16 protein-coding genes are annotated in these 10,310 nt (G+C 62.8%); 8 read left to right on the plus strand and 8 right to left on the minus strand.

Going from position 1 to position 10,310, the window contains the following annotated elements; genetic code table 11:
- Positions 1–70 precede the first annotated feature (70 nt).
- Positions 71–811: a DUF899 domain-containing protein gene (locus LB529_RS15765; RefSeq protein ID WP_224711574.1), complete on the plus strand. Its 741-nt coding sequence runs from the start codon at positions 71–73 to the stop codon at positions 809–811.
- A gap of 50 nt (positions 812–861) precedes the next feature.
- Here the strand turns inward: LB529_RS15765 and LB529_RS15770 are convergent, their stop codons facing one another.
- Complete coding sequence (locus LB529_RS15770) at positions 862–1,041, minus strand: hypothetical protein (protein WP_042641561.1); 180 nt, start codon at positions 1,039–1,041, stop codon at positions 862–864.
- Between the two features lie 187 nt (positions 1,042–1,228).
- On the opposite strand from LB529_RS15770, the gene LB529_RS15775 reads away from it, so the two are divergent.
- The 3 genes from LB529_RS15775 to LB529_RS15780 all read left to right on the plus strand — a co-directional run bounded on the left by LB529_RS15775 (position 1,229) and on the right by LB529_RS15780 (position 2,464).
- Positions 1,229–1,393 carry a hypothetical protein gene (locus LB529_RS15775; RefSeq protein WP_095767353.1) on the plus strand — a complete coding sequence of 55 codons (165 nt, stop codon included), beginning with the start codon at positions 1,229–1,231 and terminating at the stop codon, positions 1,391–1,393.
- A gap of 207 nt (positions 1,394–1,600) precedes the next feature.
- The gene (locus LB529_RS29005) at positions 1,601–1,726 is read left to right on the plus strand and encodes a hypothetical protein (protein ID WP_263497271.1); all 126 of its coding nucleotides are present in this window, start codon (positions 1,601–1,603) and stop codon (positions 1,724–1,726) included.
- Between the two features lie 18 nt (positions 1,727–1,744).
- Complete coding sequence (locus tag LB529_RS15780; protein WP_224711575.1) at positions 1,745–2,464, plus strand: helix-turn-helix transcriptional regulator; 720 nt, start codon at positions 1,745–1,747, stop codon at positions 2,462–2,464.
- A gap of 46 nt (positions 2,465–2,510) precedes the next feature.
- On the opposite strand, the gene LB529_RS15785 is transcribed toward LB529_RS15780, so the two are convergent.
- From LB529_RS15785 to LB529_RS15795, 3 genes are all read right to left on the minus strand, one after another.
- Positions 2,511–3,203: a DUF1013 domain-containing protein gene (locus LB529_RS15785; RefSeq protein WP_224532567.1), complete on the minus strand. Its 693-nt coding sequence runs from the start codon at positions 3,201–3,203 to the stop codon at positions 2,511–2,513.
- A 254-nt stretch (positions 3,204–3,457) separates the two neighbouring features.
- A complete protein-coding gene (locus LB529_RS15790; protein ID WP_095767350.1) occupies positions 3,458–3,598 on the minus strand; it encodes a DUF1127 domain-containing protein in 141 nt (46 codons plus the stop codon).
- Positions 3,599–3,953: 355 nt separating this feature from the next.
- Complete coding sequence (locus tag LB529_RS15795) at positions 3,954–4,964, minus strand: NAD(P)H-quinone oxidoreductase (protein ID WP_224711576.1); 1,011 nt, start codon at positions 4,962–4,964, stop codon at positions 3,954–3,956.
- 214 nt (positions 4,965–5,178) lie between these two features.
- Between LB529_RS15795 and LB529_RS15800 the strand changes: the two genes are divergently transcribed.
- The 3 genes from LB529_RS15800 (at position 5,179) to LB529_RS15810 (ending at position 7,010) form a co-directional block, all read left to right on the plus strand.
- Positions 5,179–5,373: a DUF1192 domain-containing protein gene (locus LB529_RS15800; RefSeq protein ID WP_095767348.1), complete on the plus strand. Its 195-nt coding sequence runs from the start codon at positions 5,179–5,181 to the stop codon at positions 5,371–5,373.
- 81 nt (positions 5,374–5,454) lie between these two features.
- On the plus strand, positions 5,455–6,702 hold the full coding sequence (locus tag LB529_RS15805) for an MFS transporter (RefSeq protein WP_140841511.1): 1,248 nt from the start codon (positions 5,455–5,457) through the stop codon (positions 6,700–6,702).
- Between the two features lie 32 nt (positions 6,703–6,734).
- Positions 6,735–7,010: an ArsR/SmtB family transcription factor gene (locus LB529_RS15810; protein ID WP_224711577.1), complete on the plus strand. Its 276-nt coding sequence runs from the start codon at positions 6,735–6,737 to the stop codon at positions 7,008–7,010.
- A gap of 61 nt (positions 7,011–7,071) precedes the next feature.
- Here LB529_RS15810 and LB529_RS15815 read toward each other — a convergent pair whose 3' ends face one another.
- From LB529_RS15815 to LB529_RS15830, 4 genes are all read right to left on the minus strand, one after another.
- On the minus strand, positions 7,072–7,566 hold the full coding sequence (locus tag LB529_RS15815) for an SRPBCC family protein (protein ID WP_224611142.1): 495 nt from the start codon (positions 7,564–7,566) through the stop codon (positions 7,072–7,074).
- An 11-nt stretch (positions 7,567–7,577) separates the two neighbouring features.
- On the minus strand, positions 7,578–7,913 hold the full coding sequence (locus LB529_RS15820; RefSeq protein ID WP_095767344.1) for an ArsR/SmtB family transcription factor: 336 nt from the start codon (positions 7,911–7,913) through the stop codon (positions 7,578–7,580).
- A complete protein-coding gene (locus LB529_RS15825; RefSeq protein ID WP_140841517.1) occupies positions 7,914–8,570 on the minus strand; it encodes a glutathione S-transferase family protein in 657 nt (218 codons plus the stop codon).
- A gap of 93 nt (positions 8,571–8,663) precedes the next feature.
- Positions 8,664–9,491 carry an alpha/beta fold hydrolase gene (locus LB529_RS15830; protein WP_224711578.1) on the minus strand — a complete coding sequence of 276 codons (828 nt, stop codon included), beginning with the start codon at positions 9,489–9,491 and terminating at the stop codon, positions 8,664–8,666.
- An 88-nt stretch (positions 9,492–9,579) separates the two neighbouring features.
- On the opposite strand from LB529_RS15830, the gene LB529_RS15835 reads away from it, so the two are divergent.
- On the plus strand, positions 9,580–10,098 hold the full coding sequence (locus tag LB529_RS15835; protein ID WP_224545573.1) for a winged helix-turn-helix transcriptional regulator: 519 nt from the start codon (positions 9,580–9,582) through the stop codon (positions 10,096–10,098).
- Positions 10,099–10,310 lie beyond the last annotated feature (212 nt).

Here is a 10,310-nt window from a genome sequence, read left to right on the forward strand (position 1 = left end):
CGACCGCTATCGACCATGTCGGATCGCGCCGATGTCGAACGTCCTTGGCAGGAGAGGACAGGAGATGGTCATGCATCGCAATGCCGTGGTTTCGCGGGAGGAATGGTTCGAGGCACACAGGAAGCATCTCGAGCGCGAGAAGGAGCTGACAAAATTCCGCGAGCTTATCGCCGCGGAGCGGCGGCAACTGCCTTGGTTCAAGCTGCGCAAGGATTATGTTTTCGAGAGCGAAGCGGGGCCGAAGCATCTTGCCGAACTATTCGCCGGCAAGAGCCAGCTCATCGTCTATCATTTCATGATGGCGCCGGGCTCCGACCACCGCTGCGAGGGCTGCTCGTTCCTCGCCGACCATATCGATGGCGCCGACCAGCATCTGAAGCATCATGACGTCTCGCTGGTCGTCGTCTCGCGTGCGCCGCTGGCCGAAGTCCTGCCTTACAAGCAGCGCATGGGCTGGAAGTTCGACTGGGTGTCGTCCTATGCGTCCGATTTCAACTTCGACCTGCAGGTCTCCTTCACCGACAGGCAGATCGCGGCGGGCGAAACCACCTACAATTTCGAGAAGCGCCCGTTGCGCTCGAAAGACCTGCCCGGCACCAGCATCTTCTATCGCAACGAGTGCGGCGACATCTTTCTCACCTTCATGTCGCGCGCCCGCGGCGGCGACGCGCTCATCGGCACCTATCATTATCTCGACATGACGCCGAAGGGCCGCGGCGAGACGGGTCCCTATCACAACCTGATGGACTGGGTGCGCCTGCATGACGAATATCGGGACAAAGACAAGGACCGGTCGGACTGCTGCGCGTGAACGGCAGGACGCACCACTCGCGAGCTGTCCTCCCCCGAACATGGACAGGCCTACGCCCAGTGCCCAAGCACCGCCGCCAGCGAGATAGCGGCCATCGCAAGCAGCGCCAGCTTCCAAAAATCGCCGCGCCGCTTCAGCCCCGGCCAGCCCAGCGGCTTGATGACCTGGATCAGCATGATGCCGCAGATGACAAGGGCGAGCAGTTTCGTCATGCCGCCTTTGACCAGCATCGATGGCGACTGTCAAAGCTGTTCTCGAGCGCACCCTCGGGCGGAGCATTCCTGACAGAAATAGGGCCTATTCGAACGCTGCGAGCGGCACCGCACCGTCTTCCTCCGTACCCTGCCAACCTCCTGACAGACTGCTGTCAGGAGGGGTGTGAGATACTCTTCTCATCAAAAAGAGAGGAGTGAGGTCATGAACGGTTTTACAATTCTGCGTAGTGTGCAGCATTATGTCGGCAGAATCCGCACCGTGCGCAACGAGATTCGCACCCAGCGTTTCCTGAACACCTTGCCGGCGGACATCCGCAAGGACATCGGCTGGCCGGATCTTTACCAGGGCCGCGTGCGTGAAAACTGAAATTTTGCCGCCGCGACTTGGATTGTGGCGGCAGCGCGCCCAGATGTAATGGCGGCCAGCGATGTTGAGTTCAGGGAAAGAAGCCTTTGTTTGCCGGTAGCTTCGCCGCAGCCTCCTGACAGTATGTTGTCAGGAGGCATGCGGTAATTGGAGCGTCTTCGATCCTGACAGCAACGAACATGTTTCGACGATCCGGAGTAACCCGCAATGGTGAGAAGCTGGAACGACAAGCTGAACGCACCGGGCGTCAACCACATCAAGCCGACGCCGCGACTGTCCTTCGGAGCGAAATTCGTTGCCGCGCTGCGCAAGCGCGAAGGGCTTATGCCATAATCCTCGGGGGATCTAGCGATGCGTCGTGCTGACAGGCTTTTCCAGATCGTGCAGCATTTGCGGGGCGGCCGGCTGGTCACCGCGCAGAAGCTAGGCGCATGGCTCGAGGTGTCCGAGCGCACCATTTACCGCGACATAGCCGACCTGCAGTCGACCGGCGTGCCGATCGATGGCGAAGCGGGCGTCGGCTACATGATGCGGGAGGGATTCGACCTTCCCCCGCTGATGTTCACACGTGACGAGATCGTGGCGCTGGTTGCCGGCGCCCGCATGGTGCGCGCCTTCGGCGGCGCTACGATGGCGAGGGCCGCCGACGAGGCGCTGGTCAAGATCGGCGCCGTGCTGCCCGACACGGAAAAGGACCGCATCGCCCGCACCGAGATCCACACGCCGATGTGGGTAGTCAGCGACGCCGCGCGGGAAGCGATCGACCTGATCGAGCGCGCCATCGAGAAGCGCCAGGTGCTGACCATCGACTATTCCGACGAAGCCGGTCGCGGCACCGCGCGCGACATCAGGCCGTTGGGGCTGTGGTTCTGGGGCAAGGTCTGGACACTGGTCGCCTGGTGCGAGATGCGCGACGATTTCCGCGCCTTCCGCATCGATCGCATCGCCTCGGTCGTCATTGCCGGCCGCATCTTCAAGCCGGAGCGGGGCAAGCAGCTCGCCGATTTCTACCGCGCCGTCGAGCGCTCAGAGGATTACTGCATGGCCCCCGACCGCGCCGCGCGAACGTGACTTGCGCTTTTCTCCTTCTCCCACAAGGGGAGAAGGAGAAAAGCGCTCATTCCTCGTCTTCGTTCTTGTCCTTCGACTTGAGCGCCGAAAGCTTGGCGAAGACGGCGTTGGCATCGAGCTCCTGGTCCTCGTCCTTCGGCTTCTCCGGCGCGGGCACCAGCCGTTCGGTGAGCGCGGCGGGCAGCAGTGTGTCGCCGACGGGCTGCGCCGGCTCGCGGCCGCGCGAGGCGCGGTTGACTTCGAGGTCCAGGTCGATCTGCGAGGTGAGGCCGAGCGTCACCGGATCCATCGGCTGCAGATTGGCCGAGTTCCAGTGCTTGCGCTCGCGGATCTGCTCGATCGTCGACTTGGTGGTGCCTACGAGACGAGCAATCTGCGCATCCTTGAGCTCGGGATGGTTGCGCACCAGCCACAAGATGGCGTTCGGCCGGTCCTGGCGCTTCGACAGCGGCGTGTAGCGCGGGCCTTTGCGCTTCGATTCCGGCACCCGCACCTTCGGCTCCGACAGCTTCAGCCGGTAGTTGATGTCCTTCTCGCCGCGCGCGATCTCGTCGCGCGTCAACTGGCCGGTGATGATCGGGTCCATGCCCTTGATGCCCTGGGCCGACTCGCCGTCGGCGATCGCCTTGACCTCCAGCGGATGCAGCCCGCAGAACTGCGCGATCTGCTCGAAGGAAAGCGCGGTGTTGTCGACCAGCCAGACGGCGGTCGCCTTGGGCATCAGCAGCGAATTGGCCATATCAAAAATCCTTCTCGTTCGCCCGCGTTCCCGCGCGGGCGGTGGTTTTAGAGCCACCAAAATGGGAAATTCGCGGCCTGTATAAACGCTCCCTCCAATTTTCGCAATGTTTTTGGGAAGGGCCGATCCAAGGCCCTAAAAAGACAAAACCCGCTGGACGAGGTCCAGCGGGCTTGGAACCGGAAACAAAGCAAGCGTCTCGACGGCTCTGGCTTGCACGTCGCGGCCCGACCGCGAGGCCGGGCTGCGTCTGATTACACCGCCTGGCGGGCGATACGCTCGATGTCGGCACGGTTGATGCCGAGATCGCTCAGCTGGCGGGCATTGAGCTTGTTCAATTCGCGCACGGTTTCGTTGTACATGCGCCACTTACGGAAAGCACTGATCGGGTTCATGATGGTTCTCCAGTCGTTTGGTCAAATCGTTTGATGCCGCGTAAATAGGCACTCCTGCCCACAAATTGAACGGACGCTTTTGCATGGCCGCAATGCGTTTTGTGCAATGCAGCATTAAGGTTTCGTTCAGCTTGGAACCGGACACGCGCCGACGCCAGGATGGGTCGAGATTCAGGTCAGGCCGAGTCGAAAATGGTGGACTTCGAGAACCGGAGCGGAGCGTACTTCCGCATGTCCCGGAAAAGTGGATTTCCGGTTTTCCGATCAGGACATGCGGCAGCTGGAAACCACGTGAGCACCGGAAGCGCAGAAGCCCGGCATTTGCAGGCCGGCCTCACCTGAATAACGACCCATCCTACTCCACGTCGAGGACGATCTTGCCGATATGCTCGCCCTCTTCCATCCGCTCGTGCGCCCGCCAGGCTTCGGTCAGCGGAAAGATCATGTCCATCACAGGAGCCACCTTGCGCGTGCCGAGCAGTGGCCACACCTGGGCCTCGAGCGCGACTGCGATCGCCGCCTTGAACTCGACGGTACGCGGGCGAAGCGTCGAGCCGGTATGGGTCAGCCGCTTCACCATGATCTTGGAGAAGTCGGCGCTGGCCACGGCCCCGGCCTGCACCGCGATCTGTACGATGCGCCCTTCGACGGCCGCGGCATCGTAATTGCGCCCGACATAATCGCCGCCGACCATGTCGAGGATGACGTCGGCGCCCTTGCCATCGGTCGCATCCTTCACGGCGGCGACGAAATCCTCCTCGCGGTAGTTGACTGCCCGATCGGCGCCGAGCTTCAGGCAGGCGTCGCATTTCTCCTTGCTGCCGGCGGTAGTGATCACAGTGGCGCCGAAGGCCGAGGCGAGCTGGATGGCGGTGGTGCCAATGCCGGACGAACCGCCATGGACGAGCAGCGTCTCGCCTTTCTTCAGGCCGCCGCGCTCGAATACATTGTGCCAGACGGTGAAGTAGTTTTCCGGAACCGCGGCGGCTTCCGAATGCGTGAAACCCGCCGGCAGCGGCAGCACGCTGCCGGTATGAACCTTGACATATTCGGCATAGCCGCCGCCCGGCGTCAGCGCGCAGACCCGGTCGCCGATGCGCCAGCGCGATATCTCGTCGCCGAGCGCCGCGATTTCGCCCGACGCTTCGAGGCCCGGCAAGTCGGATGCACCGGGCGGCGGCGGATAGGCGCCCTTGCGCTGCTGGACGTCCGGCCGGTTGACGCCGGCCGCGTGCACCCGGATCAGCACTTCGCCGGGGCCGGGCACCGGCACGTCGCGCGTTTCCGGCTTGAGCACCTTTGGCCCACCCGGTTGCGAGATCGCGATGGCCGTCATCTTCGCCGGAATCTTCTGTCCGTTTGCCATGATATCGTGTTCTCCCTGTATCCCGGTCTATCGCCGCCCGTTTGCATCGGCGCCCCGCCTGGAGCAGTTCGGCGCTTGAAGAAGCGCCAACCTGCTCCAACTCTTTGTTCCTACGCTATTCCGGGCGGAAAACCGCTACGCATTTTTTCCGGAATTGCTCTATGTATGCCGATTGCCAAATCAGGCAAATGGCCGAGTAAGAGAGGAGCGACGGATGGCGATCTTCGACGACGAACCCAGGAAAAAGCAGCGCCCGCACGAGATCGGCCAGGACCTGTCTTTGCTGTCCGTCGACGAATTGTCCGAGCGCATCGCATTGCTGCGCGACGAGATCGCCAGGCTGGAAGCCGAGCGCACCGCCAAGGGCGCCACCAAATCCGCCGCCGAGTCGCTGTTCCGCCGCGGATAAATTGTTCGGCGTGCTCTCTCGCCGCCGAAAAGCCCGAATACATCTGTCTTCAGGCCCTGCGTCTCGAACCCGGATCAAGCGATGTTTGCAACCTACAGACCGATCCTCTCCCTGCTGCGCGGCACCGCGTTCCTGCTCGCCGCATCCGGCCTGCACGGGCTGCTCCTGCCGCTGCGCGGCCAGGTGGAAGGCTTTTCGACCGCATCGCTCGGCCTGATGGGCACGGCCTGGGCCGGCGGCTTCGTCGCCGGCTGCTTCTTCGCGCCGCGTCTCGTGCGCCGCGCCGGCCATGTCAGGGCTTTCGGCGCCTTCGCCGCGTCGGGCGCGATCATCGCGCTGCTCACCGGCCTCATCATCGACGAATATTTCTGGATCCTTTTGCGCGCCTTCACCGGCTTCACCATGGCCGGGGCTTTCATGGTGATCGAGAGCTGGCTGAACGAGAAGGCCACCAACGAGAACCGCGGCACCGTCTTCGGCCTCTATATGATGGTCACCTATGCCTCGATCATGGGCGGCCAGATGATCGTCGCCGGCGGCGATGTTCGGTCGGCCTCGCTGTTCATGATCACCGGCATCCTGTTTTGCCTATCGCTCATTCCGACGGCCGTGTCGACGCAGTCGCATCCCAAGCCCCTGCAGGACGTCAAGCTCGACGTCAAAGGCCTTTACGCCAACTCGCCGGTGTCGGCGGTGGCCTGCCTCCTGATCGGCATCGCCAACGGTGCCTGGGGCACGCTGGGCGCCGTCTATGGCGCGCGCGTCGGCATATCGACCGCCGAGATCGCACTGATGATGAGCCTGGTCGTCATTTCCGGTGCCGCCATGCAGCTACCGGCCGGGCGGCTGTCGGATACAACCGATCGCCGCTTCGTACTGGCCGGCGCAGCCTTCGGCGCAGCCCTGGTCGCGATGCTGATCTTCCTGATCGCGCCGCGTTCGGGCGTTTTCATCATCGTGATGACCGCCGCCTATGGCGCCTTCGCCTATACGCTCTACTCGATCGCCGTCGCTCATGCCAACGACCACGCCCGCTCCGAGGACTTCGTCAAGGTTTCGGGCGGTCTGCTCTTGCTCTACGGCTTTGGCACGATGATCGGCCCGCTTTTGGCCGCGGCCTTGATGGGCTCGGTGCGTCCGGAGGGGCTTTTCCTGGCAACCGCGCTCGCGCATCTCAGCCTCGCCGGCTACACGCTGCTGCGCATCCGCGCCCGCGCGCCGGTGCCGATCGAAGACCGCGATGCCTTCAAGACGCAGCCCGCGGACCGCGCAGTCACGCCCGAGGCCACGCGGCTCGATCCGCGCAGAAAGGTTGAAACCGATAGTTGAGATTCGCGAGACTTTGCCTCACAAATAAAGGCATGATGTTTTCTGACGCCTTTATGGCGATAGCCGATCCCAACCGGCGCTATCTCTTGGAAGAACTCCGGCGCGGCCCAAAGACGGTGAACGAATTGGCCGCCGGATTGCCCGTCTCACGCCCGGCGGTCTCCCAGCATTTGAAGGTCCTGCTGGACGCCGGCCTGGTCAGCGCCAAGGCCGAAGGCACAAGGCGCGTTTATACTGTCAGCAGCGCCGGCTTCCTCAGGCTCAATATCTGGCTCGACCAATTCTGGGAAACGGCGCCTGGGGAATAGTCTTTGGCGTTTGATGCATGTCGCTCAGAAGTGTGCAGCGGTTCTGAGACAACGACAGGCGTCAAGACCCAAAGCGCGATGCGCTTTGGCCGGAGCCCTCAGCTCCCAGTGCCGTCCCGAGCGCGTCGAGCAATTCGCCGGTGCCGTGCTCGCGGGTAGCCGGTGAGTCGATGCCGTCGAAAAAGGCGCCCTGTTCCGTCAGGATGAGCCGCGTTCCCTTGCCTTCGGCGATGAGCTCGATCGTCGCAAGCGACACGGAGACTCGGGTTTCGCCGAACAGAAGCTCATAGCTGTAGACGATGCGCCGGTTGGGCACGATATCGTGATAGATCGCGTTGTAGAAATGCATCTGTCCGTCGCTGGGACAGCCGGCATTCACTTCCTTGCCGCCGACCCGAAAATCCATCTCATGCCGGCTGGGCATGGGGTTGTCGGGGTCAAAGAACCAGCGCTTCTTCGCCGTCGGATCGCTCAGCGCGAAATAGACCTTCTCCGGCGCCGCCGGATAGACGCGCTCGATGACGAAGGTGGAATGGACGACGGACCGTTCGCTCATGACGGGACCCTTCAGGTTTCATCTTTCGTTTCAGCGAGGAAATCGCCGAGGCGGTCGAGCCGACGCTCCCAGGCAAGCCGCCGCTCGTTGATCCAGTGCTCGGCGGCCCGAAGCGCCTGCGGCTCGATCCGGCAGGTCCGCACCCGGCCAAGCTTTTCGGTCCGCACCAGGCCGCTTGCCTCAAGCACGTTGAGATGCTGGACGACGGCCGACAACGACATCGCTAACGGTTCAGCAAGCTGGCTGACCGAAGCCGGCCCGCGCGACAGACGGTCCACCATCTGCCGCCGCGCCGGGTCGGCGAGCGCCTGGAACATCAGGTCGAGCTGGGCGGGATCGTGGAGCATCTAGCCGTTATTGTACGGAAAGAGCTTGAAGTAAGGTCCCGCTTCCTCGATCACCCGGGCGAAGGACGGGCGCGCGAGCAGCCGGTCGTGGTAGCGTTTCAAGGCCGGGAATTTTTCGCCGAAGGGCTCGACCTTGTTGGCGTAGAACAGCGCCGGCGAGGCGGCGCAGTCGGCCATGGTGAAGCTTTCGCCTACGGCCCAGGTCCTTGCCGCCATCTCCTCGTCGACAATGGCGTAGGAGTTGCGCAGCTGCGCGCGGGCCTCCTCGACCCCGAACGGATCGGTCTTGTCCGTCGGCCGCAGCCTGTCGCCGACGATCTTCTGCATCGGATGCTGCACGTAGAAATCGTAGAAGCGGTCTGCCTGGCGGACCTGCAGGGCGAGATCGATATCGGCGGGAATGAGCTCGACCGGCCCGGGGTAATGCGCGGCGAGATATTCGACGACGATGGTCGATTCCAGCACCGTGCGGTCCCGCGCATCGTCACGCAACGCCGGCATCTTGCCGGTCGGCGACACTTTCAGGAATGCGGCGCGGGAAGCCTCGTCGCCGAGGTCGACAATGACCGGCTCGAATGGCGTGTCGTTCTCGTAAAGCGCGATTAGCGGCTTCCAGCAGAACGAGGCCAGCGGGTGGAAATGCAGCGTCAGGGACATTCCGGCTCTCTTTCGCATTCGGATAATCGATACTGAAGTAACTACTTCACTATTGTCGCGGACGGCTCGAGTCAAGCCGGCGTCTTGCCGGCGCTAGCCGTGTGCGGCGATGGCCTCGATGATCTGCGACCAGTCGTTGCGATGCAGTTCGTGGCCGCCCCCTTCGACCTTGACCAGCTTTGCGCCGAGAACCGCCTTGGCGAGCGCCTCGCCATGTTCGATCGGGAAGAGCGGATCGGCGGTGCCGTGGATGACGAGCAACGGCACGCGAAGATCCCGCACCGTGCGTTGCGGGCCTCCGCCCTTGAGCAGGAAATGATTGGTCGCGCTGACGAGACCGCCGGAGCGGTCGTAATCCTCCTCGATCATCTTGCGCGTCCGCCCCTCATCGAACGGATGGCGAGTGCTGGCAACGGCGCGGGCATCCTTGACCATGAAGTCGAGCACCTGCTCCCGCTTCGACCAGTCGACGTTGCCGCCTTCGGCCGAGTGCTCTTTGTAAGCCTCGGTCGTTCCGGGCAGGGCGGACGTATCGACGCCGAGCGGCGAACAGGAGATCACGGTGAGCGCGCCGACGCGTTCGGGATATTTCAGCGCCACGCTTTGCGCGAGCATGCCGCCCATCGACATGCCGGCGACATGCGCTCTGGTGACGCCATGGTCGTCGAGCACGCGCTTGGCGTCGTCCACCATGTTCTCGAACGTGTAGGACGGCGCGCCCGGTGGATATTTCGTCGACAGGCCGGTGTCGCGGTTGTCGTAGCGGATGACGAAGCGGCCGCGCCCGGCAAGTTGCCGGCAGAAGGCTTCCGGCCACCACAGCATCGAAGCCATGGCGCCCATGACCAAAAGGATCGGCGGATCTTTCGGACTGCCGAAGCTTTCCGAAATGATGTCGGGAAGCTGCGCCGCGTTGGTCATCTGCTTCTCCTATCCGATTGCAATTTGCAATCAGTTGCACGATAATCAAACCGATATCATAATGCAACTGGTTTTTCTGGAGAGTGCCATGAGCATCGACCGTCGGTCCGGCTGCCCGATCAATCTGTCGCTCGAAGTCTTTGGCGACCGCTGGAGCCTGATCATCCTGCGCGACATGATCTTTGGCGGCCGGCGCCATTTTCGCGAGTTGCTCAACGGCTCGCTGGAAGGCATCGCCTCCAACATCCTGGCCGACCGGCTGAAACGGCTGATGGAGCTTGGCCTGCTGACCAAGGCTGACGACCCCAGTCACAAGCAGAAGGCGATCTACAGCCTGACCGAGATGGCGATCACGCTGGTGCCGATCATGGCGCAGCTCGGGGCCTGGGGACGCGTCTGGCTGCCGGTTACAGAAGAATTGTCGATCCGAGCCGAGCTGCTCGAAAAGGGCGGTCCGCCGCTATGGGACCAATTCATGGACGAACTGCGTCACGAGCATCTGGGCGCACCCTCCAAGACGCCGCCGGGCACGCCGACCGTGCGCCAGCAACTGCGCGCTGCCTACGAGGAAGTGGTCGCGCGAAAAGCTGAGGCGGTTGCAGGTTGAGGCGGGGCGAAGAAACTTCGTCATTCTATGGCGGAGCAAGGAGCGAAGCGACGCGCGCAGACCATAGAATCCATTCCGTGACTTGGCAGCGCCGCCACGGTGCAGAATTCTGTTCCGTTGCGATCCTTGGCGAAGGTAACGGCATGGCAACTGTGTTCACGCGAATGCGGTTTTGTCGCGAATGATAGCGTTGAGGACGACCAGGAGCTTCC

The organism is Mesorhizobium sp. CA5, assembly GCF_020165105.1.
Taxonomy (GTDB): domain Bacteria; phylum Pseudomonadota; class Alphaproteobacteria; order Rhizobiales; family Rhizobiaceae; genus Mesorhizobium.

What these genes read in the sequence shown, in the direction of transcription:
- LB529_RS15810 (WP_224711577.1), top strand. Translation starts at nt 6,735, where the DNA reads ATGATGTTTTCTGACGCCTTTATGGCGATAGCCGATCCCAACCGGCGC.
- LB529_RS15825 (WP_140841517.1), bottom strand. Translation starts at nt 8,570, where the DNA reads ATGTCCCTGACGCTGCATTTCCACCCGCTGGCCTCGTTCTGCTGGAAG.
- LB529_RS15805 (WP_140841511.1), top strand. Translation starts at nt 5,455, where the DNA reads ATGTTTGCAACCTACAGACCGATCCTCTCCCTGCTGCGCGGCACCGCG.
- LB529_RS15790 (WP_095767350.1), bottom strand. Translation starts at nt 3,598, where the DNA reads ATGAACCCGATCAGTGCTTTCCGTAAGTGGCGCATGTACAACGAAACC.
- LB529_RS15835 (WP_224545573.1), top strand. Translation starts at nt 9,580, where the DNA reads ATGAGCATCGACCGTCGGTCCGGCTGCCCGATCAATCTGTCGCTCGAA.
- LB529_RS15785 (WP_224532567.1), bottom strand. Translation starts at nt 3,203, where the DNA reads ATGGCCAATTCGCTGCTGATGCCCAAGGCGACCGCCGTCTGGCTGGTC.
- LB529_RS15830 (WP_224711578.1), bottom strand. Translation starts at nt 9,491, where the DNA reads ATGACCAACGCGGCGCAGCTTCCCGACATCATTTCGGAAAGCTTCGGC.
- LB529_RS15820 (WP_095767344.1), bottom strand. Translation starts at nt 7,913, where the DNA reads ATGCTCCACGATCCCGCCCAGCTCGACCTGATGTTCCAGGCGCTCGCC.
- LB529_RS15780 (WP_224711575.1), top strand. Translation starts at nt 1,745, where the DNA reads ATGCGTCGTGCTGACAGGCTTTTCCAGATCGTGCAGCATTTGCGGGGC.
- LB529_RS15770 (WP_042641561.1), bottom strand. Translation starts at nt 1,041, where the DNA reads ATGCTGGTCAAAGGCGGCATGACGAAACTGCTCGCCCTTGTCATCTGC.
- LB529_RS15775 (WP_095767353.1), top strand. Translation starts at nt 1,229, where the DNA reads ATGAACGGTTTTACAATTCTGCGTAGTGTGCAGCATTATGTCGGCAGA.
- LB529_RS29005 (WP_263497271.1), top strand. Translation starts at nt 1,601, where the DNA reads ATGGTGAGAAGCTGGAACGACAAGCTGAACGCACCGGGCGTCAACCAC.
- LB529_RS15800 (WP_095767348.1), top strand. Translation starts at nt 5,179, where the DNA reads ATGGCGATCTTCGACGACGAACCCAGGAAAAAGCAGCGCCCGCACGAG.
- LB529_RS15815 (WP_224611142.1), bottom strand. Translation starts at nt 7,566, where the DNA reads ATGAGCGAACGGTCCGTCGTCCATTCCACCTTCGTCATCGAGCGCGTC.
- LB529_RS15765 (WP_224711574.1), top strand. Translation starts at nt 71, where the DNA reads ATGCATCGCAATGCCGTGGTTTCGCGGGAGGAATGGTTCGAGGCACAC.
- LB529_RS15795 (WP_224711576.1), bottom strand. Translation starts at nt 4,964, where the DNA reads ATGGCAAACGGACAGAAGATTCCGGCGAAGATGACGGCCATCGCGATC.